Genomic DNA, 24,575 nt, shown 5'->3' on the forward strand with positions numbered 1-24,575 from the left:
GCCGCCGCGCAAGCGCCCCCGGGCTCCGCCCGGGCCTCAGGAAGGCGTAGGAGTGGGAACGTGGCGGCGGGCGCGGAGGGCCAGGCTCAGGGAGAGGACCGTCTCCGGGTCGTCCAGGTCGGTGCCCAGGAGCTCCGAGATGCGGGCCAGGCGGTTGTACAGCGTCTGGCGGTTGAGGTGCAGCTCGCGCGCCGTCTCCGCCTTGCGGCCCGCGTGGGCCAGGTACGTCTCCAGGGTGGGGAGGAGCGGGGGGCGGGACGCCGTGTCGTGGGTGCGGAGTGCTCCGATCGCGCGGTCCACGAACGCCGCCAGGTCGGGGTGTTCACGGAGCCGCCAGAGGAGCAGGTCGATGTCCAGGCGGCGTGCGTCGTACCAGGGGCGCGCGGGCAGGCCGTGGGCCGCCGTTGCCGTTTCCGCCGCATGGCGCAGGCCCGAGGAGGCCGCCGCCCAGCCGCCCGCCACGCCCACGACCACCGCCGGCGGGGCCGCCGCGCGGTCCAGGCCGGCCCGTTCCACGCCGGCCCGCAGCGCCGCCGCGACCCGGTCCGCCACCGTCGTGCGTTCCGACTCGGACCGGAGAGAGACCAGCAGGGGCACTCGGCCTTCCACCGGGCGGACGCCCAGGAGCACCGGGACACCGACTGACGACAGTTCCTCCAGGACCGCCCTGGCCAGGACGGCCCAGTTGCCCGACGGGCCCAGGTCCGAGGACAGGCGCATCACCACGGGGAGGAGCGGACCGGCCCCTGGTTTGAAGCCCAGTACGCGGGCCTGCGCCGGGGCGTCCTCCGCCGAGATGCGGCCCTCCGCCAGGTCCGTCAGGAAGTCGCCGCGGCCGCGCGCGGCCAGTTCGTCCTCCTGGCGGGCCTGCATCAGGACGACGGCCAGTACGCCCGCCGTCCGTTCCGCCGCCATCCGGTGGACGGGCAGCAGCGGCGCCGAGACGCCGAGCAGGACCACCCGTGCGCGGACCGAGCCCGTGCCGTGGCCGCCGCCGGGGACGTCGATCAGCACCGCGTTGGCCGACGGCTCCGCCTCGCGCTGGCCCCGCAGGCCCTCCCAGACCTGGAGCGGGTCCGCCGCGGCCTCCCCGGAGACCGGGCCCGCCGCGTACAGGAGTTGGCCGTCGGTGGTCTCCAGGAACACCGGGTTACCCGTGAAGTCGGCCAGGATGTGCAGGACTTGGGGGATACCACCACCGCTGAGCAGGGCCTCCGTGCAGCGCCGGTGGACCTCCTCGGCCCGCTGGAGCAGGGCGTAGTGGTGGTTGACGATCTCGGTGTGGATCTCTTCGGTCACCGCCACGAAGGGGACCTCACGGTGGAGCTGCACGAGCGGGAGCCCGGCCGTCCGCGCCGTCTCGACCAGCGTCGCCGGGAGCCGGGTGAAGCGCGGGCCCAGTTCGACGACCAGCGCGGCGATCCCCCGGTCCGCGAGGCGGCGTACGAAGGCACGCTGCTCGGCGGGCCGGGTGCCGAGGCCCAGCCCCGTGGTCAGCAGCAGCTCCCCGCCCTTGAGCAGGGACGCGATGTTCGGCACCTCGCCCGCGTGCACCCAGCGGACGGTCCGGCCGAGGCGGTCGGCGCAGGCCACCACCTCCGGCAGCCCGCTGCGCAGCCCGGGCAGCTCCAGTGCCCGCTGAACGGTGATCCCGCCCTGGTTGTCCATGTCGCGGGACGCTATCAGGGGGTCAGGCCGGCTTGATGTTGTGGTTGAAGCGGAACACGTTGTCCGGGTCGTACGCCCGCTTCACCGCGCCCAGCCTGGCCAGATTCTCCGCGCCGAGACCCGCCACCACGCGCTCGGAACCCTCGTCGCCGGTGAAGTTGAGGTAGACCGCGCCGGTGCTCCACGGCTGCACGTGGGCCCGGACGTCCTTGACCCACGAGACGGCGCGCTCGTCCTCGGCCGGGTCCTCCCAGATGCCGAAGGGGTGCACGGCCCACGGCGAGTCCCGGTACGGAACGGGGAACTCCGAAGGTCCGTCCGCGATGGCCCCGCCCAGCGGGAACACCGCGTGCTGGGTCCCGCCGATCGGCATCACGTCGCCGAGGGCGCAGAAGACGCTGACGAGCTCGTCCGGCAGGCCGGTCAGGTACTCCGCGGACCAGTAGTTCCGCAGGCCCGGCGGGTCGTCCAGCATGCACTGGAAGTCCGCGTACGGGAGAGCGGTGAGCACCTCCACCTCGTGCGGCAGCGCGAGCAGCGGACCGGCGAGCTTGCGCAGCGCCTCCTCGCCGCCCGCGTACGTGAGCAGCGCGCCCGCCATCACGGTTCCGACGAGGTGGTCCGGTACGAAGGGCTCCGGCGGGGCGGTCAGGTAGATCATGCCGCCGCCCACCTCGTCGGGGCCGTTCTCGACGACATCGCGGTAGGTGCGCAGCACCTCGGGCCCGGCCTCGGGCGGGTACAGCAGCATGCAGATCGCGAACTCCGGCAGCTCGTGCAGGCGCAGCGTGATCGAGGTGGCGACCCCGAAGTTCCCGCCGCCGCCGTGCAGGGCCCAGAACAGCTCGGGATTGTCCTCGGCGGTCGCCGTCAGAGTGCTGCCGTCGGCGGTGACCAGGTCCACGCCGAGCAGGTTGTCGACGGCCAGCCCGAACTTCCGGTCCAGCCAGCCCGAGCCGCCGCCGAGCACGAAACCGGTGGCTCCGGTGGTGGAGACCCGGCCGCCGGTCGTGGCGAGCCCGTACGGCTGGCAGGCACGGTCCAGCACGCTCATCACCGCACCGCCCCCGACGCGTACGGCCTTCGCCGCGGGATGGACGGTGACCTCCTGCATCCGGCGCATGTCGACGACCACGCCGCCATCGTTGAGGGACATCCCGGCGACGCTGTGGCCGCCGCCGCGCACTGCCACGGGCAGGTCCAGCTCGCGGGCGAAACGGACGGTGGTGACCACGTCCGCCTCGCCCTCGCAGCGGGCGATCACGGCCGGCCTGCGGTCGATCATCGCGTTGAAGATCGTCCGGGCCTCGTCGTACCCGGGATCGCCGGGGGCGAAGACCTCACCGGCCAGATCCTCGCGGAGCGCGGCCAGGGCCTGGCCGGCCTTTGACTGGGGAGCCATGGCTGCGGCCCTCCTTCCGGAGGAGGCATAGGACCCATCCAGCGTAGGCGGGGGCCCGCTGCCGGGCGCGGCGGAGCCGGGCGCGGCCGTGTGGCGCCGGTGCCCGGGGGCACTGCCCCCGGGCCCCCAGCGCCTCGAACGCCGGCGGGGCCGGACTCTGCCGGGCGGCGCCGGATCGGCCGACGCCACGCCGGCTGGCTGCTGCGGCGCCGGATCGGGCGTCAGCCCCCGTACGCCCCGCTCGCCGTCAGGCGGAGGGCCGTGTCGATCAGGGGGACGTGGCTGAACGCCTGCGGGAAGTTGCCGACTTGGCGCTGGAGACGCGGGTCCCACTCCTCCGCCAGCAGCCCCAGGTCGTTGCGGAGCGCCAGCAGCCGTTCGAAGAGGTGGCGGGCCTCGTCGACGCGGCCGATCATCGCCAGGTCGTCCGCCATCCAGAACGAGCACGCCAGGAAGGCCCCCTCGTCGCCCTCGAGCCCGTCCACGCCGGCCTCCTCGCCGGTCGTCGGGTAGCGCAGGATGAACCCGTCGGGCGTGGACAGTTCGCGCTGGATCGCTTCGATGGTGCCGATGACCCGCTTGTCGTCCGGCGGCAGGAAGCCCATCTGCGGGATCAGCAGCAGGGAGGCGTCCAGCTCCTTCGACCCGTACGACTGGGTGAAGGTGTTGCGCTCCTTGTCGTAGCCCTTCTCGCACACGTCCTCGTGGATCTCGTCGCGCAGTTCGCGCCACCGGTCCAGCGGGCCGTCCGCGTCCCCGCTCTCGATCAGCTTGATCGTGCGGTCCACGGCCACCCAGGCCATCACCTTCGAGTGCACGAAGTGGCGGCGCGGGCCGCGCACCTCCCAGATGCCCTCGTCCGGCTGGTCCCAGTGGGCCTCCAGGTAGCGGATCAGCTTCAACTGGAGCACCGAGGCGTAGTCGTTGCGCGCCAGGCCCGTCATGTGGCCCAGGTGCAGGGCCTCGGTGACCTCGCCGTACACGTCCAGCTGGAGCTGGTGCGCGGCGCCGTTGCCGACCCGGACCGGGCGGGAGTTCTCGTACCCGGGCAGCCAGTCCAGCTCGGTCTCGCCGAGTTCCCGCTCGCCCGCGATCCCGTACATGATCTGCAGGTTCTCCGGGTCGCCGGCGACTGCGCGGAGCAGCCACTCGCGCCAGGCCTGGGCCTCCTCGCGGTAGCCGGTGCGCAGCAGCGAGGAGAGGGTGATGGCGGCGTCGCGCAGCCACGTGTAGCGGTAGTCCCAGTTGCGGACGCCGCCGATCTCCTCCGGGAGGGAGGTGGTGGGCGCGGCGACGATGCCGCCGGTGGGGCCGTACGTGAGCGCCTTGAGGGTGATCAGGGAGCGGATCACGGCCTCGCGGTAGGGGCCGTGGTACGTGCAGTGGTCGACCCACTCGCGCCAGAACGCGGCGGTCGTCGCCAGGGCCTCCTGCGCGTCGGGGGTCTCCGGGGCGCCCTTGTGGGAGGGCTGCCAGCTGATGCAGAAGGCCTTCCGGTCGCCGGGGCCGACGGTGAAGTCGGAGTACGTCGTCAGGTCCTTGCCGTACGTCTGCGCGTCGGTGTCCAGCCAGACCGAGTCGGGGCCGGCGACGGCGACGGTGCGCCCGTCGACCTTGTGCACCCAGGGCACGACGCGCCCGTAGCTGAACCGCATGCGCAGCGCCGAGCGCATCGGGACGCGCCCGCTGACGCCCTCCACGATGCGCACCAGCTGCGGCGCGTGGTCCTCGCGGGGCGGCATGAAGTCGGTCACGCGGACCGTGCCGCGCGGCGTGTCCCACTCCGATTCCAGGATCAGCGAATCGCCCTGGTAGCGGCGGCGCGTCGCGGCAGGGGCCGCGGCGCCCCCCGGGAACGCCGGGCCGATCCGCCAGAAGCCGTGGTCCTCGGTGCCGAGAAGGCCCGCGAAGACGGCATGGGAGTCGAAACGTGGCAGACACAGCCAGTCCACCGAGCCGTCCCGGCAGACCAGCGCGGCGGTCTGCATGTCCCCGATCAGTGCGTAATCCTCGATGCGCCCGGACACGTAGATCTCCAGTCGAACGGCCACGTCCGCCCCGAAGGGCGCTTGCATTGCGCGGTTGCGCGATCCCGTGGGTGTGGATCCCCGCACTGAGCTCATGATTCCGGATGCGGCCGGGTGACGCCGTTTGCCGGACTGCTCGGCGGCGATGTGAAGCGATATCCGAGCAGGATATGACGGCACCCTAGTGATCTCCTGAAGCCGGGGGACAATGTGACTCGACCAAATGGGTGACCCGGCGGGTGACCAGCGCGAACGGCGGCGTGACCGGCCGCGGGACCGGCCGGGGCCGGGCGGTGGCGCTCGGTCGAGCACCCGTAGCGGCGCGTGGCCGGAGGCGGACGGCCCCGGGCGCTGATAGGCTGGTACCCCGTGGACCGGTGGTCTGCCTGTGCGAATCAGGAGCCCCGAAACCGCAGCTTCGGCGCCCCCTGAGAGCCTCCGGTTCGATGGTGGCCGGCGCCGGACGCACCTCACTTCGCGACCACGGGAGCCCCCTCTTGGCGATGCCGCCCAAATCAATGACGACCAAGCACATCTTCGTCACCGGGGGTGTCGCTTCGTCCCTCGGCAAGGGTCTGACGGCCTCCAGCCTGGGTGCGCTGCTCAAGGCGCGCGGCCTGCGGGTCACGATGCAGAAGCTCGACCCGTACCTGAACGTCGACCCGGGCACGATGAACCCGTTCCAGCACGGCGAGGTGTTCGTCACCAACGACGGCGCCGAGACCGACCTGGACATCGGCCACTACGAGCGCTTCCTCGACGTCGACCTCGACGGCTCGGCCAACGTCACCACCGGCCAGGTCTACTCGCAGGTCATCGCCAAGGAGCGGCGCGGCGAGTACCTCGGTGACACCGTGCAGGTCATCCCGCACATCACCAACGAGATCAAGCACCGCATCCGGCGCATGGCGACCGAGGACGTCGACGTCGTCATCACCGAAGTCGGCGGCACCGTCGGCGACATCGAGTCGCTGCCCTTCCTGGAGACCGTCCGTCAGGTCCGCCACGAGGTCGGCCGCGACAACGTCTTCGTCGTGCACATCTCGCTGCTGCCCTACATCGGCCCCTCCGGTGAGCTGAAGACCAAGCCGACCCAGCACTCCGTCGCGGCCCTGCGCAACATCGGCATCCAGCCCGACGCGATCGTGCTGCGCGCCGACCGTGAGGTCCCGACCTCGATCAAGCGCAAGATCTCGCTGATGTGCGACGTCGACGAGGCGGCCGTGGTCGCCGCCATCGACGCCAAGTCGATCTACGACATCCCGAAGGTGCTGCACACCGAGGGCCTCGACGCGTACGTCGTGCGCAAGCTCGACCTGCCCTTCCGCGACGTCGACTGGACGGTGTGGGAGGACCTGCTGGACCGGGTCCACAACCCCGACCACGAGGTCAAGGTCGCGCTCGTCGGCAAGTACATCGACCTGCCCGACGCCTACCTGTCGGTGACCGAGGCGCTGCGCGCCGGCGGGTTCGCCAACAAGGCCCGCGTCCAGATCAAGTGGGTCACCTCCGACGACTGCAAGACCCCGGCCGGCGCCGCCGAGGTGCTCGGCGACGTGGACGCGATCTGCGTGCCCGGCGGCTTCGGCGACCGCGGTGTCAACGGCAAGGTCGGCGCCATCACCTACGCCCGCGAGAACAAGATCCCGCTGCTCGGCCTGTGCCTGGGTCTGCAGTGCGTGGTCATCGAGGCCGCGCGGAACCTGGCCGGCATCGCGGATGCCAACTCCACCGAGTTCGACGCCTCCACGCCGCACCCGGTGATCTCCACGATGGAGGAGCAGCTGGCCTTCGTCGAGGGCGCGGGCGACCTGGGCGGAACGATGCGCCTGGGCATGTACCCGGCGAAGCTCGCCGAGGGTTCGATCGTGCGCGAGGTCTACGGCGACCAGGCGTACGTGGACGAGCGCCACCGCCACCGCTACGAGGTCAACAACGCGTACCGCGGTGAGCTGGAGAAGAAGGCGGGCATCGTCTTCTCCGGCACCTCCCCGGACAACAAGCTCGTCGAGTACGTCGAGTACCCGCGCGAGGTGCACCCCTACCTGGTGGCCACCCAGGCCCACCCGGAGCTGCGCTCGCGCCCGACGCGGCCGCACCCGCTGTTCGCGGGCCTGGTCAAGGCGGCGGTGGAGCGCCAGCAGGCCGCAAAGGCCAAGTGACGGCTCAGAGCAGCCTGACCGCATAACGTAGACAGCCGGGGCACGGAACGTGCCCCGGCTGTCGCGTTTTCGGAAGGGTACGGGGTACGGATCATGGCCATGGGCATCGCAGACGCGGGGGAGTCGTGGGAGGTCATCGCCTCGCGGACCCCGTTCGAAGGCGCGAAGACGGCGGTCCGCTCGGAGCAGGTGAGCATGCCGGACGGGTCGGTGGTGCGCCGGGACTACCAGGTGCATCCGGGATCGGTGTGCGTCCTGGCACTGGACGACGAGGGCGGCGTACTGGTCCTGCGCCAGTACCGGCACCCCGTACGGCACAAGCTGTGGGAGCTCCCCGCCGGGCTGCTCGACGTACCCGGTGAGAACCCGCTCCACGCGGCACAGCGGGAGCTGTACGAGGAGGCGCACGTCAAGGCGGAGGACTGGCGGGTGCTCGCGGACTTCTTCGCGTCCCCCGGCGGGTCGGACGAGGCGATCCGGATCTTCCTGGCCCGTGGGCTCTCCGAGGCGGAGGGGGAGCGGTACGAGGTCTCGGAGGAGGAGGCGGACATGGAGATCGCCCGCGTCCCGCTCGCCGACCTGGTCCGCGGGATCCTGGAAGGCCGGCTGGGCAACCCGGGCCTGGTGACCGGTGCCCTGGCGCTGTCCGCTGCGCTCGCCGCACCGGGCGGCCTCGACGCCCTCCGCCCGCCCCAGACCCCCTGGCCGTCCCGCCCCTACGAGGCGTAGCCGTAACGGGCCGCCGCCTCTCGGGCGTGGTGTGACCATCTGTTGATCCGATTGGGCGATGTGTCCGCCGCGCTCCACACGGGTCGTCGCTCTGCGTGAACTACGCTCGCAACCCGAAGGCAGGGAGAGGAGCGGATCCGTGACGGATTTCGTCGGGCGGCGGCGTGAGCTCAAGGAGCTGCGCGAGGACATCGCACGGACCGGGCTCGACACCCTCTCGGGCCGCAAGGCCAAGTCGCCCCGGGCGCGCGTGCTGCTCGTCGCCGGCCGCCCGGGGTCGGGCCGCACCGCCCTTGCCGAGGCGTTCGTCCGCGAGGTCGCCGACGACTACCCCGACGGGGTGATCAAGGTACGCCTCACCGCCCCCGGCGGGGAGACCGTGGCCACCGAGCGGGCGATCCGGACCCTGCTGGAGGGGCTGGGGGAGGCCACACCCCCCGGCGCCGCCGAGGACGAGCTCAGCTCCACCCTGCGCACCGCACTCGCCGGGCGGCGGATGATCCTCCTCGTCGACGACGCCGCCGACCCGTACCAGGTCGACGCCCTGCTGCCGGACACCCCCGAATGCCTCGTCGTCATCACCGCCGAAGGGCCCCTCACCGGCATTCCGGATGTCCGCCCCTGCACCCTCGGCGGGCTGGACACCCCCTCCGGGGTCCAGATGCTCGCCCAGCGCATCGGGGACACCCGGATCGCCGTCGACCCCCGCGCCGCCGAGGCCCTCGCCGAGGAGTGCGGGGGCCAGCCCGCCGCGCTGGCGCTGGTCGGCGGCTGGCTCGCCGCGCACCCCAAGGCCGCCGTCTCCGACGTGGCCAAGCAGCTGCACGACATGCCCCCCGGCACCAGCGGCCCGCTCGGCCGCGGCTTCCGGCTCGTCTACGAGTCCCTGCCGCAGCCCGCCCAGCGGACCCTCCGGTTGTTGCCGCTCGCCCCCGCCGGCATCGTCGACTCGCACATCGCCTCCGCGCTCGCCGGCTGCTCCGTGGCCGCCGCCCAGTCCACCCTGGAGGACTTCGCCGGGCTGGGCCTCGTCCGCCATTCCGCCAACGGGCTCTTCCTGCTGCCCGGCTGCCTCGCACCGCTGCTCCAGGCCCTGCTGAAGACCAAGGAGCGCGCCGCCGAGGTCGAGCTGGCCCGGGCCCGGATGCTGGAGCGCACCGTACGCCTGCTGCACTCCTGCCGGATCATGGCCGAGACCGCCGAGGGTCCCCACTTCCATGGACCGGAGAAGCTGGACGGGCTGCCGCGCGCCCTGCGGTTCCCCGACCGGCGGGCCGCCGCCACCTGGCTCGACACCCGGCTGCCCGCGCTGTCCGCGGCCGCCGCCGTGGCCGTGGCCGACGGCGGGCTGGACACCCTGGCCCGCCGGCTGGTCGCAGCCCTCGTACGGGCCCTCGCGGAGCACCGCGGCACCGCCGCGGCCGCCCCCGAGCTGTACGGGCTGCACCGCCTGGTCCTGGACGTGGCCGAGCGCCGCAACCTGCACCGGGAGCAGGCCGCGGCCCTGCTGAACCTGGCCGACCTGGACGCCGAGACGGGCCGCACCCAGGAGGCGCTGGAGCGATACCGGGCCGCGCTGGACGCAGGACGGGCGGCGAGCGACCCGTACGCGACCGGCCGCGCGATGGAATCCGTAGGCGGCGCCTACCAGGAACTCGCGGACTGGCACCGGGCCGCCGACTGGTTCGGCCGGGCCCTGTCCCAGGCCCTCGCGCGCGGGGAGCGGGCGGACGAGGCCCGGCTGTACGGACGGCTCGGCAACGTACACACGTACGCGGGCCGCTACGGGGATGCGCTGCGCAGCTGGCGGACCGCCGCCGCGGGGTACCGAAAACTGGCCGATGTGCCGGGCCAGGCAAAGGCGTTGAGCGAGATGGCGCGAATCCAGGAGTACGCGGGACGGCCCGAGGAATCGCTGCACACCTGCCGCGAGGCGGTGGAGCTCGCGCGCCGGGCCGGAGACCTGCGGCTTCAGGCCGCGCTCCAGGTGCGCCTCGCCGACACCCTCGACCGGCTGGGCGACCCGGCCGCCGCAAGGCTGCACCGCTCGGCGGCCGACAGATTGCTGGGAGACGACCCCGCAGCCTGCGAAATCCGTAGTGGTTCCGACTGAGATTATTGGTTTGCAAGGCTAGACAGCGCGTCGTCCTTCATTAGACTGGCTTCACCACGACATCCCGTGGTGCATCCCGTTGCGCGTTCTTGTGGGCGGGTATGTATGGAAGTACCCCGAAAAATCCCCTGAGCCAAGGACCGTGATCGACGATGAAGGTCGGCATCCCCCGCGAGGTCAAGAACAACGAGTTCCGGGTCGCCATCACGCCCGCCGGCGTGCATGAGCTGGTCCGTAACGGCCACCAGGTCGTCATCGAGCAGAACGCCGGTGTCGGCTCCTCGATCACGGACGCGGAGTACGTCGCCGCCGGCGCCGAGATCCTCGGCACCGCCGACGAGGTCTGGGCCAGCGCCGACCTGCTGCTGAAGGTCAAGGAGCCCATCGCCGAGGAGTACCACCGCCTCCGCAAGGACCAGACCCTCTTCACCTACCTGCACCTCGCGGCCTCCCGCGAGTGCACGGACGCCCTCCTGGAGTCCGGCACCACCGCCATCGCGTACGAGACGGTCGAGCTCGCCAACCGCGCGCTCCCGCTGCTCGCCCCGATGTCCGAGGTCGCGGGCCGCCTGGCCCCGCAGGTCGGCGCCTACCACCTGATGCGCTCGGCCGGCGGCCGCGGCGTGCTCCCCGGCGGTGTCCCCGGCACCCACGCCGGCGAGTGCGTGGTCATCGGCGGCGGCGTCTCCGGCTGGAACGCCGCGCAGATCGCCATCGGCATGGGCTTCCACGTGACCCTGCTCGACCGCGACATCAACAAGCTCCGCGAGGCCGACAAGATCTTCGGCACGAAGATCAAGACGATCGTCTCCAACGCCTACGAGCTGGAGAAGGCCGTCGTCGAGGCCGACCTCGTCATCGGTGCCGTCCTGATCCCGGGTGCGAAGGCCCCCAAGCTGGTCACCAATGAGCTCGTCGCCAAGATGAAGCCCGGAAGTGTCCTTGTCGACATTGCGATCGACCAGGGCGGCTGCTTCGAGGACTCCCGTCCGACCACCCACGCCGAGCCGACCTTCCAGGTCCACAACTCGGTCTTCTACTGCGTCGCCAACATGCCGGGCGCGGTGCCGAACACCTCCACCTACGCGCTGACCAACGCCACGCTGCCCTACATCGTGCAGCTCGCGAACCTCGGCTGGGTCGAGGCGCTGCGTCGTGACCCCGCGCTCGCGCTGGGCCTCAACACCCATGACGGCCAGGTCGTTTACGGCCCGGTCGCCGAGGCCCACGGCCTCGAGACCCTTGAGCTGAGCACGCTGCTCGGCTGATCGGTCAGACCCCGTCAACGACTGACGTCAATCTCACGTATCCGGCCGGACCTTGCCCGCAAGGTTCGGCCGGACGCGTTTGCGAGGGGTGAACGGGTGCGGTTCAACTCGCCTCGAACGTAACCCTTTAACCCTTTCGCACACCCGCGAAACTTCGCAGCGACAGCCCGGACGCCCTTGACAGAGTGGTGTTCGGTTGCCGACACATCGTTGCCGGTCCGACGGATTGTGTTGCCGCTGAGTGGTGACACGCCATAGAGTCGCCAACCGTCGGCATGGTGCCACGCTGACCTATCGATAAGTGTCCTGGTCACGTCCGAGGAGGTAAGACGACTTGTGAATGAGTCGACATTTGCTCCCGGAGGTGGTCGAGCAGGGACGCGCCCTCAGCGCCCTGCAGGCGCGGAGGTACCCCCGGACCGGGGCCAAGGACCTGCCGGACTCGAAGCGGTCGGCTCCGTCGCGGTCCGCACCTTCGCAACCCACCAGCACATGACGACGCCCCAAAAGAGCATGGACGGCCTAGACGTGAACTCCAGGGCCGGCGACCTGAGCGGCGAAAAGCCCGTGGGTTTCGCCGACTATGAAAATGTGCCCGAGGGGCACTTCTACGACCCGGACGCGGAGTACGAGCCCGACCCCGAGTACGCGGCCACCCTCGCCCCCGACGCTGCCCGCCAGCGCCGTGAGCGGATCGGCCCGACCGGACGGCCGCTGCCGTACTTCCCGATCCCGGGTCCGCTGACCGACCACGGTCCGGCGACGATCATCGCGATGTGCAACCAGAAGGGCGGCGTGGGCAAGACCACGTCGACCATCAACCTGGGTGCCGCGCTCGCCGAGTACGGGCGCCGCGTGCTGCTCGTCGACTTCGACCCGCAGGGCGCACTGTCCGTGGGTCTCGGCGTGAACCCGATGGAACTCGACCTGACGGTCTACAACCTGCTCATGGAGCGGGGCATGTCGGCCGACGAGGTGCTGCTCAAGACGGCGGTCCCCAACATGGACCTGCTGCCGAGCAACATCGACCTGTCCGCTGCAGAGGTGCAGTTGGTCAGCGAGGTCGCGAGAGAGTCGACGCTGCAGCGGGCGCTGAAGCCCCTGCTGGCCGACTACGACTACATCGTGATCGACTGTCAGCCCTCGCTCGGTCTGCTGACCGTGAACGCCCTGACGGCGGCTCACAAGGTCATCGTCCCGCTGGAGTGCGAGTTCTTCGCGCTGCGCGGCGTGGCGCTGCTGACCGAGACCATCGAGAAGGTGCAGGAGCGGCTCAACCCGGACCTGGAGCTCGACGGCATCCTCGCCACGATGTACGACTCCCGTACGGTGCACAGCCGCGAGGTGCTGGCGCGCGTCGTCGAGGCCTTCGACGACCACGTCTACCACACGGTCATCGGCCGGACGGTGCGCTTCCCGGAGACCACGGTCGCCGGCGAGCCGATCACCACGTACGCCTCCAACTCCGTCGGGGCCGCCGCCTATCGCCAGCTGGCCAGGGAGGTGCTCGCCCGGTGTCACGCCGAGTGAGTCTGCCCGGAGCCGACGAACTGTTCCGTACGACCGGGGGGATGGCGCTGCAGTCCTCCTCTCCGAGGCGGGGCCCGGAGGAGACATCCGCCGGGGAGCACGCGGCGGCTTCGGCGGAGGGCACGGCGGGGGAGGGCCGCAGCCGGGAGGCCGCGGCCGGTACGGAGCCGGTGGTGGCTGCACCCCGGCGCCCGCAGGAAGGTTCTGTCAGTCCGGAACCCCGGCGGGGCAAGGGCCAGGGCCGCGGGGCGAACCGCCGGCCCAGCGGGCGTGAGCGGCACGACGAGAAGATCACGGTCTACGTCTCCGCCGAGGAGCTCATGGACCTGGAGCACGCGCGGCTGGTGCTGCGCGGGGAGCACGGCCTGGCGGTCGACCGCGGCCGCATCGTCCGCGAGGCGGTGGCGGTCGTCCTGGCGGACCTGGAGTCCCGCGGCGACGCGAGCATCCTGGTCCGCAGACTCCGCGGCCGCTGACCGCCTGACCGGCGGGCGCTGTCCCCGGCGGGGCCTGCACACGGTGCGCGGGTGGCTGGGCGGCGGGCGTTGCCCGGCCGGTGGCCCGCGATGTTGCCCGGTGGTGGCGGTGGCGGTGGTTTTGGCGGGGCGGTGTCGGTGGAGTGCGGGGCACGGCCCCGCGGGCAGGCCCGCAGCCGCCCCTGCCCGCCGGGCCTGCTGCCGTCTGCGGCCTGCGGCTCGTCTTTTCCTGCACCTCAAGACGCCCCCACCGTTGTCCCGCCCCACGTACCCGCACCATCCGACCACCGGGTGCTGTCCGCAGGTCGTGACCGTGGCCGACGTCGACCTGGCGGTCTTCTTCTCTCCTCCCACCCGCGGTGATCGCTCCGTGCGGGGGCCGGTGAGTCGTCCGGCTCGTCGTGACCGTGGCTGATGCCGGTCTGGTGACGGTGCGATGCCGGTGGGTCCCCCCATCCGTGGTGACCGGTGCCCCGGTCGGCAGGAGGGCCCGTGACGGGCGTTCGGAAGGCGGGGAGGGCGGGCCGCCGGGCCTGCCCTGACTGCACCCCCGGTGGGGATTTCGCGCTCCCGGCCGCCCGGCTGCCGCCCCGTCCTCCGGATGCGCTGCGCGTCCCGCCGCCGCGGCTTCCGGTCCCCGGGCGGGTTCGGGGGAGGGGGGCGGGGGGAGCGTGGCAGCCTTGGGGGTGGCCGCAGACCCCCTCCGTACCGCCTTGGACCGTGATGCCCCTTCCCGCCGATCCCGGCCGCCCCGCCCGCCGCAGTCTGGGTCGAGGGCCGGGTGCCCCGGCCGTGTCCGAGCCGCGAGACGCTCACGTGCCCCCTGAGGGGCCCGTGGCGTCCGGGCCGGGCGAGGATCCCGTGCGGCCCCCCGCGACCGCTGACGCCCCCGCAGGGGCCCCGCAGGAGCCCGCGGAGGGTGGAGCGGGAGCGTCCGCAGGCATCGACGGGCGGTTCACCTTGCGGCTCGCCAACTTCGAGGGGCCCTTCGATCTGCTGCTCCAGCTGATCTCCCGGCACAAGCTCGACGTCACCGAGGTCGCCCTCTCCAAGGTCACCGACGAGTTCATGGCGCACATCCGCGCCATGGGCCCCGACTGGGACCTCGACCAGACCACCGAGTTCCTCGTGGTCGCCGCCACCCTGCTCGACCTGAAGGCCGCCCGCCTGCTGCCCGCCGCCGAGGTCGAGGACGAGGCCGACCTCGCCCTGCTCGAGGCCCGCGACCTGCTCTTCGCCCGCCTGCTCCAGTACCGCGCGTACAAACGGATCGCCGAGATCTTCGAGCAGCGGTCCGAGGCCGAGGGCCGCCGCTACCCCCGTACCGTCGGCCTCGAGGACCACCACGCCGAGCTCCTCCCCGAGGTCGTCATCAGCATCGGCGCCGAGGGGTTCGCCCGGCTCGCGGTCAAGGCCATGCAGCCCAGGGCCAAGCCCCAGGTCTACGTCGACCACATCCACGCACCGCTCGTCAGCGTGCGCGAGCAGGCCGCCGTGGTGGTCGCGCTGCTCAAGGCGCGCGGCGAGGCCACCTTCCAGGAGCTCACCGAGGACGCGGACGACACACTCACCGTCGTCGCGCGCTTCCTGGCCCTCCTGGAGCTCTACCGCGAGAAGGCGGTGGTCCTCGACCAGGAAGAGGCCCTGCGGACGCTCACCGTCCGCTGGAGCGGCGGGGACGGCGACGGCATGCCGACCGTCACCGACGAGTTCGACCGGATCGTGGAGGCCAAGGAATGACCGGGACCGGAACCACTCCGCCGCAGACACCTCTGCAGGCGCTCGCGCTGAAGCCGGCCCTGGAGGCCGTCCTCATGGTCGTGGACGAGCCCGCGACCGAGGCCCACCTCGCCAAGGTGCTGGACCGCACCCCGCGCGAGGTCGCGGACGCCCTGCGCGAGCTGGCGGACGAGTACACCGTCCAGGGGCGCGGCTTCGAGCTGCGGCTCGTCGCCGGCGGCTGGCGTTTCTACACCCGGGCGGAGTACTCCGACGCCGTCGAGCGCTTCGTGCTGGACGGCCAGCAGGCCCGGCTGACACAGGCCGCACTGGAGACCCTGGCGGTCGTCGCGTACCGCCAGCCGGTGAGCCGCTCGCGGGTCTCGGCGGTCCGCGGAGTGAACTGCGACGGGGTCATGCGGACCCTGCTCCAGCGCGGTCTGGTGGCCGAGGCGGGCACGGAACCCGAAACAGGTGCGATCCTGTACAGGACGACGAACTACTTTCTGGAGCGGATGGGCCTGCGAGGCCTGGACGAGCTCCCGGAGCTCGCGCCCTTCCTCCCCGAGGCGGACGCGATCGAAGCTGAGACGCAAGAGGGTGTTCCGTCGTTCGATCCGGATGCACCGGATACCGATGAAGACGACAAGACGACGGAACTTTGATGCGAAGCAGCGGCAACGGCAACGGTGGCGGCAACAGGAACAGCGGCGGCGGTGGTGGCGGCGCGCGCGGTGGCTCCCGCGGCGGCAGCTCCAGCGGCGGCGGTGGTGGCTACCGCGGTAGCGGCTCCGGCGGCGGCAGCGGCTCGGGCGGTGGCTCCCGCGGCGGCAGCTCGGGCGGTGGCTCGCGTGGCGGCAGCTCCGGTGGCGGTTACCAGGGCGGCGGCTCGCGTGGCGGCAGCTCCGGTGGCGGTTACCAGGGTGGCGGCTCGCGTGGCGGCAGCTCCGGTGGTGGCTACCAGGGCGGCGGCTCTCGCGGCGGCAGCTCCGGCGGCGGCTACCGCAGCGGCGGCAGCTCCGGTGGCGGTTACCAGGGCGGCGGCTCCGACTCGCGTGACCGCGACCGCGAGCAGGCCCCCCGCATCCGCAACCCCCGCCCCGAGGAGCGTCGCTACGACGTAGGCCCCGAGGGCGAGCGCAACGGCCGCGGCGGCGCCAAGGCCGGCGGCGGCGGTGCCCGCGGCGCGGCCGACGGCAACCGCGGTGGCGGTGCGCGCGGCGCGGCGGCCCGTGGCGGCGCCAAGGGCGGCCCCAAGACCTCCAGGACCCCCGGCATCGGCGGCGCGGGCGGCCCGCGCATCGGCCCCGGCAGCCGCAGCGGCCAGTCCAAGCCGCGCGAGCTGGAGGCGCGGATCGAGGAGCGCGTGCGCGACCGGTACGCCGACAAGCCCGTGATCAAGACCCCGAAGACCTTCCCGGGTGCCGAGGAGGAGGGTGAGCGTCTGCAGAAGGTGCTCGCCCGCGCCGGCATGGGTTCGCGCCGTGCGTGCGAGGAGCTCATCGAGCAGGCGCGCGTCGAGGTCAACGGCGAGATCGTGCTGGAGCAGGGCAAGCGCGTGAAGCCCTCGGACGAGATCAAGGTGGACGGCCTGACCGTCGCCACCCAGTCGTACCTGTTCTTCGCGCTGAACAAGCCCGCCGGTGTCGTCTCCACCATGGAGGACCCGGACGGCCGCCAGTGCCTGGGCGACTACGTCACCAACCGCGAGACCCGGCTCTTCCACGTCGGCCGGCTCGACACCGAGACCGAGGGCATCATCCTCCTCACCAACCACGGTGAGCTGGCCCACCGCCTCACGCACCCGAAGTACGGCGTGAAGAAGACCTACGTCGCCGCCATCACCGGGCCGCTGCCGCGTGAGATCGGCAAACGGCTCAAGGACGGCATCGAGCTGGAGGACGGGTACGCCCGCGCCGACCACTTCCGCGTCGTCGACCAGCTCGGCAAGAACTACCTGGTCGAGGTGACCCTCCACGAGGGCCGCAAGCACATCGTCCGCCGCATGATGGCGGAAGCCGGTTTCCCGGTCGAGAAGCTCGTACGGACCTCCTTCGGCCCGATCGAACTGGGCGACCAGAAGTCCGGCTGGCTGCGCCGCCTGACGAACACCGAGGTCGGCATGCTCATGCGCGAGGTCGGTCTGTAGCCCTCCGCGCCTGAGACACGAAAGCCCGCAGTGCCCCGTGGCACTGCGGGCTTTTCGCTTGTCAGGAACCACCCCCCGTGTTTATAGTCAATATGACTATTAAAGAACGAGGGGGTCGGCCGTCATGAGCTGGACCGAAATCCTGGGGTTCGCCACCGGGGCCCTGTGCGTCTGGCTCGTCGCCCGGCAGCACGTCGCGAACTGGCCCATCGGCATCGCCAACAACGTCTTCTTCATCGTGCTCTTCGCCCGGTCCGGCCTGTACGCCGACGCCGGGCTCCAGATCGTCTTCATCGCCCTCGCCGCGTACGGCTGGTGGTCCTGGACCCACGGGGGTGGACCAGGATCCGCAGAGGCCCTGCCGGTGCGCCGCACCACGCGCACCGAATGGGCCGTACTGGCCGCGGCGGGGGCGGTGGGGGTGCTCGGGCTCACGCTCCTGCTCAGCCGGGTCACCGACTCCACCGTCCCGTTCTGGGACGCGCTGACCACCGGGCTCTCGCTCATGGCCACGTACGGCCAGTGCCGCAAGCTCGTCGAGTCGTGGTGGCTGTGGATCGCCGCCGACCTCGTGTACATCCCGCTCTACGCCTACAAGGGGCTGTACCTGACCTCGGCCCTGTACGTCGGCTTCCTCGCGCTCTGCGTGGTCGGCCTGCTCGGCTGGCGCCGCACGCTGCCGGCGCGGGGCGCCCGTACGGCGGCGGAGGCGGCGGCATGAGCGGCGCGAACGGGACGAAGCGCTTCGGGCACGGGCTGGTGCTGGGCAAGTTCTACCCGCCGCACGCCGGTCACCACCACCTCGTGCGCACCGCCCAGGAGCAGTGCGAGCGGCTGACCGTGCTGGTGTGCGCCGCCTCGGTGGAGTCGGTCCCGCTCGCCGACCGGGTGGCCTGGATGCGCGAGGCGCACCCGGGGGCGGAGGTCGTCGGCGCGGTCGACGACATCCCGGTCGACCTGCACGACCCGGCGGTCTGGGAGGCGCACATGGCGGTCTTCCGTGGCGCGGTGCCCCGGCCGGTCGACGCCGTCTTCACCTCGGAGGAGTACGGGAGCGAGCTCGCCCGGCGGTTCGGCGCCGAGGAGGTCTGCGTGGACCCGGGGCGCACCCGCTTCCCCGTCTCCGGCACGGCGGTACGGGCGGACCCGGTCGGGAACTGGGAGTTCCTGGGGCCGGGCGTACGGGCCGCCCTGACCCGGCGGATCGTCGTACTCGGCGCCGAGTCGACCGGTACGACGACCCTGTCGCGGGCGCTCGCGGCCCACTACCGGGCGCGCGGCGGGGTCTGGGCCTGGACGGGCTGGGTCGCGGAGTACGGGCGCACGTACAGCGAGGAGAAGCTGGCGGCGGCGCGTACGGCGGACCCGGCGGCGACCTGGGAGGACGTGTCGTTCACCGCCGCGGAGTTCCCGGTGATCGCGCGGCGGCAGGACGCGGAGGAGGAGCGGGCGGCCCGGACGGGCTCGCCGGTGCTGATCTGCGACACCGACTCCTTCGCGACCGGCATCTGGCACGAGCGGTACATGGGCGGCCGGAACGAGGAGGTCGAGCAGATCGCCGCGCTGACGCACCGGGACCTGTACCTCCTCACGGACCACGCGGACGTGCCGTTCGAGGACGACGGGCTGCGCGACGGCGAGCACCTGAGGCCGTGGATGACGGACCGCTTCCGCGAGGAACTCACGCGCACGGGCAGGCGTTTCCTGACCGTGAGCGGGGACCGCGAGGCGCGACTGGCGACGGCCGTGGCGGCGGTCGACGCACTGCTGGCCGGGGGATGGCAGTTCGCGGACCCCCTGCCGGAGCACCGATGACGACGGCGGCCTACGACCCGCACGCATTCGAGCCGTTCGCGGTGACGGTGGACCTGGCGGTGTTCACGGTACGGGGCGGGGCGCTGCACGTCCTGCTGATCCGGCGCGGGCAGGAGCCGTACGAGGGGGCCTGGGCGCTCCCCGGCGGCTTTGTCCTGCCGAGGGAGTCCGCGGAGACGGCGGCCCGCCGGGAACTGGCCGAGGAGACCGGCCTGCCTGAGGCGGTCGTCGGCGCGCTGCACCTGGAGCAGCTGCGCACGTACAGCGATCCGGACCGCGATCCCCGGATGCGGGTGGTCTCGGTGGCCTTCACCGCCCTGGTCCCGGACATGCCGGAGCCGGCGGCGGAGGGCGGCGGGGATGCGGCGCAGGCTCGCTGGGTGCCGGTGGGGGAGGCCGGGGAGGCTGGGGAGGCTGGGGAGCACCTGGCCTTCGACCACGCGCTGATCCTGGCGGACGCCCGGTCCCGGGTCGGCGCGAAGCTCGAGTACACCTGCCTGGCCACGGGGTTCTGCCCGCCCGAATTCACCCTCGGGGAGCTCCAGTCCGTCTACGAAACCGTCTGGGGCACCACCCTGGACCGCCCCAATTTCCGCCGCAAGGTCCTGGCGACGCCCGGCTTCGTCGAGGCCGTGCCGGGAGCCGCCCGGCTGACCGGAGGCCGCGGCAAACCGGCCGCGCTGTACCGGGCGGGCCGGGCGACCGCCTTGCATCCGCCGCTGCTCCGCCCCACGGAAGGACACCAGAAATGAGTCTGACTCCGACTCCGACTTCGAAGAAGCGGCCGGCGACGGGGGCTCTGATCGGCCTCGCCCTCGGCGATGCGCTGGGCTTCCCGACGGAGTTCAACGACGTCCCGTCGATCCTGGCGAAGACCGGTCCGTGGCGCGAGATGCGGCTGCCGAGCCCGGCGATCGTCACGGACGACACCCAGATGACGCTGGCCCTGGCGCGCGGCATACGGACGGCGGGGGAGCGCGGCCGGGTGGGCCCGCTCCGCCTGGCCCGCCCGGTCCGGGAGGAGTTCGTCGACTGGTACCTCTCCCCGGAGAACAACAGGGCGCCCGGCAACACCTGCCTGCGGGCGTGCAATCTGCTGAACGACCCTTCCCGGGACTGGCGGGACGCGAGCCAGACCGGCTCGAAGGGCTGCGGGGCGAACATGCGGGTGGTCCCGGTGGGCCTGGTCCCCGGCTGGACGGAGGAGGAGCGGGCCGGCGCCGCCCAGCTCCAGTCGGCCCTGACCCACGGCCACCCCACGGCCCTGGCTGCCTCGGACCTCACGGCCCGGGCGGTGTACCTCCTCGCGCAGGGCGCCGAGGTGACGGGCCTGGTCGGCCAACTCCGCTCGTACGCCCTGGACCAGCGCACGCACTACCACGAGCGCTGGCTGGGCGACTTGTGGATGCGCACGGCCTCGGACGCGACGCCGGAATCCTTCATCGCCCGCGGCTGGGACGAGTGCATGTCGGTCCTGGACCGCCTGACGGCGGCCCTGCGCACCCCGTCCCCGGAAACGGACCCGTGCCTGACGACGGGCGACGGCTGGATCGCGGAAGAAGCCCTGGCCACGGCCCTCCAGTGCTTCCTCCTCTTCCCGGAGGCCCCCCTGACGGCCCTGCGCCGCGCAGCCTGCACGAGGGGCGACTCGGACTCGATCGCCTGCCTGGCCGGCGCCTTCGCCGGCGCCCACCTGGGCCCGGACGTCTGGCCGTCGGACTGGGAGTCCCGCATCGAATACCGGGACGAACTCCTGGCCTTCGGCGCCCTCTGGGATGCTTGATCCATGCTGGATGCACTGAGTATCGACCTGACCCCCGTGGTGGCGGAGCAGCCCGACCCGCTGCTCTTCGCCACGGTCTCGGGCGCCCACCTGTACGGCTTCCCCTCCCGGGACTCGGACATCGACCTGCGCGGTGCCCACCTCCTGCCGGCGCCGGCCCTGCTCGGCCTGCGCGAGCCGGAGGAGACCCGGACCCGGATGTGGGACCGGGACGACGTGGAGATGGACCTCGTCACACACGACCTGCGCAAGTTCGTCCGGCTGATGCTGAACCGCAACGGCTACGTCCTGGAGCAGCTGCTGTCCCCGCTGGTGGTCCACACGACACCGGCGCACGAGGAACTGATCGCACTGGCCCCGGGCGTGCTGACCTCCCACCACGCCCACCACTACCGGGGCTTCGCGAACACCCAGTGGAGCCTCTTCGGGAAGACCGGTGAACTCAAGCCGCTGCTCTATGCCTTCCGCGCGCTGCTGACCGGCATCCACCTGATGCGCGCCGGCGAGATCCAGGCTCATCTGCCGACCCTGCTGGGCGACGTACGAGAGTCCCCGGCGTACCTGACCGACCTGATCGAGGCCAAGGTCGCGGCCGAGCACGGCCCGGCCGCCGGCACGGACGGATCCCGCGTCCGGCAGGACTTCGAGGCGTTGCACGCTGTCCTGGAGGCGGCGCAGGGCGCGTCCGCACTGCCGACGCAGGTGTCGGCGTACGACGCGCTCGGCGACCTCGTCATCCGGCGCCGGAGGCTAGACGGCTGACATCCGGCGGGTGCGGACCAGGAAATCCTCCACTCGGGCCAGGTCCGGGGCTTCGGGGAGGGGGGTCGTGCGAAGGGCCGTTTCCGACTCCGTCGTCAGGCGGGTCATCCACGTGTCGACCTCGGGCCAGGTGAGTTCGCCGCGTTTGACCGCCAGGAGGCGGTCGCGGTGCTCGGTGGCGTCGATCGTCAGGCGGCCCGTGCGCAGGAGGTCGCGGCAGGACAGGAGCAGGCGCAGCAGGTGCATGGCGTGCTTCCAGCGCGGGGCGCCATGGATGCGGACGTCCGCGACGAGTTTGGCGTGCTGGGACGCCGCGTACCGGGTGAACGTGGTGTGGGCCCGGCGGGAGAGGAACGCCTCCCGGAGGGAGAGGAGTTCCTCGCCCACCGGGGTCAGCCGTTCCACCAGCGGGGAGTGCAGGCACTCCAGGATGTTCGGGTTGGCGCGCAGGGCGAGTTCGCAGAAGCGTTCCAGCTCCCAGGAGAACTCCTCCTCCCGCGGGCCCTCCACATGCGTCGGTGGCTTCTCGAAGCGCCAGAAGAGGGGGGTCGGCGCCAGGTAGACGCCGCGCCGGTCGGTGTCGCTCGCCTCCGTCGCCAGGCCGAACGCCCTGGAGCCCATGACGCACGCGTAGACCGTGTGGTCGCGTACCAGGGTGAGGTTCAGGGCTTCCGCGGGCGTCGTCGGCTCGTTCATCCGGGGAGCGTAGGCGGGCGCGGCCGCGCTACGCGAGCGAGATATTGCCGTCCGGGGCCACCGTGATCTTCTTCTCCGCCAGGGGGCGGGTGGCCGGGCCGTGGGCCACGGCGCCGTCCGCGATCTCGAACTTGCTGCCGTGGCAGGGGCAGTCGATGGTTCCGGCCTCCACCTTGTTCACGATGCAGCCCTGGTGCGTGCACACCGCCGTGAAGCAGCGGAAGGACCCGGCCGTGGGCTGGGTGACGACCAGCTTCTCCTCCTTGAGGATCGTGCCGCCGCCCACCGGCACGGCAGAGGACTTCAGCAGGGCCTTGCCCGCACCCGTCCCGGACGAGGGGGACTGCGCCGCCTGAGGGGTGGAGGCGCTGCCCGGCTCGCTCTTCGGGTTCTTCTCCTCGCCGCCGCACGCGGTGAGCGTGCCGCCGGCCAGCGCGGCGGCTCCTGCCGCCAGTACCGTGCGGCGGGCTGTCGGCGTGGGGTCGCTCATGGGGTTGCTCCTCGATCCGGTCCGGGATGGGGGGATGGCGAGCAGCATCCTGGCGCGTCCCGCGCCGCAGGAGAAGCCCCCGCGCCGCCGGGTCGGGCCTGATCCGGAAGAGACCGCCTAGGAGCCCTGCCCCCACGGGGTCAGTTCCGCCGGGCCGCCCGGCGTACGGACGACCTCCCAGACGCGGACCACGGCCGCCCGGTCCAGCGGGCCGTGGACGTGCGGGTAGCGGCCACCGGATTCACCCTCGCGGCGGACCTCCGAGGTCAGGGCCCGCTCGTCGAGCTCGACGGCAAGCAGTGGACCCGGTACCTCGCGGTAGTGCGCGTCCGCGATCTCGAGCACCGTGGGGCGGTCCGCCGAGCAGTGCACGAAGCCCTCCGAGTCGAGCGAGGAGGGGGCGTACGGAAGCTCGGGCGCGGCGGTCCAGTCGGCGAGCGGAACGATGTGGAAGATCATGCCGACGGTTCTACCGCAGCGCTGGCCGGCTGCTTGCACCGAGTGGCGTATTGGGACGGATCGGGTGACATCAGCGCCGAGGCCCGGCCGCCGTCCCACATGACGGGCTGCCGGGCCCTCGTGCCGTGTGCGCTGGCTACGCTGGCCCTGACTTGCCGTTACCCGTTACCCGTTACCCGCTACGCACCCGCACCCGCATCCCTGGAGCGCCCCGTGAGAACCGCCGTCGTCATCGGAACCGGACTGATCGGCACCTCCGCGGCGCTCGCCCTGGCCGCCCGCGGCATCACCGTCCACCTCGCCGACCACGATCCGGCCCAGGCCCGTACGGCCGCCGCGCTCGGCGCCGGCACCGACGAGGCCCCCGACGGCCAGGTCGACCTCGCGATCGTCGCCGTACCGCCGGCCCACGTGGCCGCGACCCTGGCCGAGGCGATCGGCCGCGGTGTGGCCCGCGCCTACGTGGACGTGGCCAGCGTCAAGGGCGGGCCGCGCCGGGAGCTGGCTGCCCTGGGCGTGGACGTCACCGCGTACATCGGGACCCACCCGATGGCGGGCAAGGAGCAGTCGGGGCCGCTGGCCGCGACGGCCGACCTCTTCGAGGGCCGGCCCTGGGTGCTGACCCCGACCCGGGACACCGACCACGAGGTGCTCAACCTGGCACTCGAGCTGGTGGCCCTGTGCAAGGCCGTACCGGTGGTCATGGACGCCGACGCGCACGACCGGGCGGTGGCGCTCGTCTCGCACACCCCGCAGCTGGTGTCCAGCATGGTCGCGGCGCGCCTCGAGGAGGCCGACGAGACGGCGGTACGGCTGTGCGGGCAGGGGATCCGGGACGTGACGCGGATCGCCGCCTCCGATCCGCGGATGTGGGTGGAGATCCTCTCGGCGAACCCGGGCCCGGTGGCCGACGTCCTCGCCGGGATCGCGTCCGACCTGGAGGCGACGGTCGACGCGCTGCGCGGGCTCCAGTCGGCGGACGTCGAGAAGCGCCGCGGCGGCGCCGCCGGCATCGAGGACGTCCTGAAGCGGGGCAACGCGGGCCGGGTGCGGGTGCCGGGCAAGCACGGCGCGGCGCCCATCGCGTACGAGACGGTCGCCGTACTGATCAGCGACCAGCCGGGCGAGCTCGCGCGGATCTTCGCCGACGCCGGGCGGGCCGGGGTCAACATCGAGGACGTGCGGATCGAGCACGCCACGGGCCAGCAGGCCGGTCTCGTACAGCTGATGGTCGACCCGAGGGCCGCCGCCGCCCTCACCGCGGAGCTGCGGGAACGGGGCTGGGCCCTGCGCCAGCAGTAGTCCCGCGGGCCGCCTCCCCGGTACT

Annotated in this window: 21 protein-coding genes; 15 read left to right on the plus strand and 6 right to left on the minus strand. The window is 72.3% G+C overall.

Annotated elements, in window-relative coordinates:
• Nucleotides 1–36: 36 nt before the first annotated feature.
• The 3 genes from OHT74_RS29375 to OHT74_RS29385 form a co-directional block, all read right to left on the minus strand.
• Complete coding sequence (locus OHT74_RS29375; RefSeq protein WP_266668376.1) at nucleotides 37–1,668, minus strand: PucR family transcriptional regulator; 1,632 nt, start codon at nucleotides 1,666–1,668, stop codon at nucleotides 37–39.
• 22 nt (nucleotides 1,669–1,690) lie between these two features.
• Nucleotides 1,691–3,070 carry an FAD-binding oxidoreductase gene (locus OHT74_RS29380; protein WP_328621848.1) on the minus strand — a complete coding sequence of 460 codons (1,380 nt, stop codon included), beginning with the start codon at nucleotides 3,068–3,070 and terminating at the stop codon, nucleotides 1,691–1,693.
• Nucleotides 3,071–3,291: 221 nt separating this feature from the next.
• On the minus strand, nucleotides 3,292–5,145 hold the full coding sequence (locus OHT74_RS29385) for a glycoside hydrolase family 15 protein (RefSeq protein ID WP_266668380.1): 1,854 nt from the start codon (nucleotides 5,143–5,145) through the stop codon (nucleotides 3,292–3,294).
• Between the two features lie 455 nt (nucleotides 5,146–5,600).
• Here OHT74_RS29385 and OHT74_RS29390 point away from each other — a divergent pair, with 455 nt between their 5' ends.
• From OHT74_RS29390 to OHT74_RS29455, 14 genes are all read left to right on the plus strand, one after another.
• Nucleotides 5,601–7,259: a CTP synthase gene (locus OHT74_RS29390; protein ID WP_266668382.1), complete on the plus strand. Its 1,659-nt coding sequence runs from the start codon at nucleotides 5,601–5,603 to the stop codon at nucleotides 7,257–7,259.
• Nucleotides 7,260–7,358: 99 nt separating this feature from the next.
• The gene (locus OHT74_RS29395) at nucleotides 7,359–7,988 is read left to right on the plus strand and encodes an NUDIX domain-containing protein (RefSeq protein WP_266668384.1); all 630 of its coding nucleotides are present in this window, start codon (nucleotides 7,359–7,361) and stop codon (nucleotides 7,986–7,988) included.
• Nucleotides 7,989–8,046: 58 nt separating this feature from the next.
• On the plus strand, nucleotides 8,047–10,101 hold the full coding sequence (locus OHT74_RS29400; protein ID WP_328621849.1) for a tetratricopeptide repeat protein: 2,055 nt from the start codon (nucleotides 8,047–8,049) through the stop codon (nucleotides 10,099–10,101).
• A gap of 152 nt (nucleotides 10,102–10,253) precedes the next feature.
• Nucleotides 10,254–11,369 carry an alanine dehydrogenase gene (gene ald / locus OHT74_RS29405; RefSeq protein WP_266668388.1) on the plus strand — a complete coding sequence of 372 codons (1,116 nt, stop codon included), beginning with the start codon at nucleotides 10,254–10,256 and terminating at the stop codon, nucleotides 11,367–11,369.
• 492 nt (nucleotides 11,370–11,861) lie between these two features.
• The gene (locus OHT74_RS29410; protein WP_267000143.1) at nucleotides 11,862–12,899 is read left to right on the plus strand and encodes a ParA family protein; all 1,038 of its coding nucleotides are present in this window, start codon (nucleotides 11,862–11,864) and stop codon (nucleotides 12,897–12,899) included.
• On the plus strand, nucleotides 12,884–13,375 hold the full coding sequence (locus tag OHT74_RS29415; RefSeq protein WP_266668391.1) for a hypothetical protein: 492 nt from the start codon (nucleotides 12,884–12,886) through the stop codon (nucleotides 13,373–13,375). Before OHT74_RS29410 ends, OHT74_RS29415 begins: the two co-directional genes overlap by 16 nt.
• A gap of 723 nt (nucleotides 13,376–14,098) precedes the next feature.
• Nucleotides 14,099–15,115 carry a segregation and condensation protein A gene (locus OHT74_RS29420; RefSeq protein ID WP_328623418.1) on the plus strand — a complete coding sequence of 339 codons (1,017 nt, stop codon included), beginning with the start codon at nucleotides 14,099–14,101 and terminating at the stop codon, nucleotides 15,113–15,115.
• Nucleotides 15,112–15,759 carry an SMC-Scp complex subunit ScpB gene (gene scpB / locus OHT74_RS29425; RefSeq protein ID WP_266668393.1) on the plus strand — a complete coding sequence of 216 codons (648 nt, stop codon included), beginning with the start codon at nucleotides 15,112–15,114 and terminating at the stop codon, nucleotides 15,757–15,759. Before OHT74_RS29420 ends, scpB begins: the two co-directional genes overlap by 4 nt.
• Entirely contained in the window at nucleotides 15,759–17,243 is a 1,485-nt protein-coding gene (locus OHT74_RS29430) for a pseudouridine synthase (protein ID WP_328621850.1), read from the plus strand. The genes scpB and OHT74_RS29430 overlap by 1 nt, the downstream gene beginning before the upstream one ends.
• 124 nt (nucleotides 17,244–17,367) lie before the next feature.
• On the plus strand, nucleotides 17,368–17,964 hold the full coding sequence (pnuC, locus tag OHT74_RS29435; RefSeq protein WP_328621851.1) for a nicotinamide riboside transporter PnuC: 597 nt from the start codon (nucleotides 17,368–17,370) through the stop codon (nucleotides 17,962–17,964).
• Nucleotides 17,961–19,058: an AAA family ATPase gene (locus OHT74_RS29440; RefSeq protein WP_328621852.1), complete on the plus strand. Its 1,098-nt coding sequence runs from the start codon at nucleotides 17,961–17,963 to the stop codon at nucleotides 19,056–19,058. Before pnuC ends, OHT74_RS29440 begins: the two co-directional genes overlap by 4 nt.
• The gene (locus OHT74_RS29445; protein WP_443047590.1) at nucleotides 19,022–19,810 is read left to right on the plus strand and encodes an NUDIX hydrolase; all 789 of its coding nucleotides are present in this window, start codon (nucleotides 19,022–19,024) and stop codon (nucleotides 19,808–19,810) included. Before OHT74_RS29440 ends, OHT74_RS29445 begins: the two co-directional genes overlap by 37 nt.
• The gene (locus OHT74_RS29450) at nucleotides 19,807–20,841 is read left to right on the plus strand and encodes an ADP-ribosylglycohydrolase family protein (protein ID WP_328621854.1); all 1,035 of its coding nucleotides are present in this window, start codon (nucleotides 19,807–19,809) and stop codon (nucleotides 20,839–20,841) included. The genes OHT74_RS29445 and OHT74_RS29450 overlap by 4 nt, the downstream gene beginning before the upstream one ends.
• 3 nt (nucleotides 20,842–20,844) lie before the next feature.
• Complete coding sequence (locus OHT74_RS29455; RefSeq protein ID WP_328621855.1) at nucleotides 20,845–21,603, plus strand: nucleotidyltransferase domain-containing protein; 759 nt, start codon at nucleotides 20,845–20,847, stop codon at nucleotides 21,601–21,603.
• Here OHT74_RS29455 and OHT74_RS29460 read toward each other — a convergent pair.
• From OHT74_RS29460 to OHT74_RS29470, 3 genes are all read right to left on the minus strand, one after another.
• Nucleotides 21,592–22,299: a nucleotidyltransferase domain-containing protein gene (locus OHT74_RS29460; protein ID WP_328621856.1), complete on the minus strand. Its 708-nt coding sequence runs from the start codon at nucleotides 22,297–22,299 to the stop codon at nucleotides 21,592–21,594. The two genes, OHT74_RS29455 and OHT74_RS29460, sit on opposite strands and share 12 nt — an antisense overlap.
• 28 nt (nucleotides 22,300–22,327) lie before the next feature.
• On the minus strand, nucleotides 22,328–22,789 hold the full coding sequence (locus OHT74_RS29465; RefSeq protein WP_266668414.1) for a Rieske (2Fe-2S) protein: 462 nt from the start codon (nucleotides 22,787–22,789) through the stop codon (nucleotides 22,328–22,330).
• 117 nt (nucleotides 22,790–22,906) lie between these two features.
• Nucleotides 22,907–23,248 (minus strand): DUF952 domain-containing protein, encoded by a 342-nt coding sequence (locus tag OHT74_RS29470; protein WP_266668415.1) that lies wholly within the window; start codon nucleotides 23,246–23,248, stop codon nucleotides 22,907–22,909.
• Between the two features lie 213 nt (nucleotides 23,249–23,461).
• Between OHT74_RS29470 and OHT74_RS29475 the strand changes: the two genes are divergently transcribed.
• On the plus strand, nucleotides 23,462–24,550 hold the full coding sequence (locus OHT74_RS29475; protein ID WP_133898438.1) for a prephenate dehydrogenase: 1,089 nt from the start codon (nucleotides 23,462–23,464) through the stop codon (nucleotides 24,548–24,550).
• Nucleotides 24,551–24,575: the final 25 nt, after the last annotated feature.

The organism is Streptomyces sp. NBC_00354 (assembly GCF_036106915.1).
GTDB lineage: Bacteria > Actinomycetota > Actinomycetes > Streptomycetales > Streptomycetaceae > Streptomyces.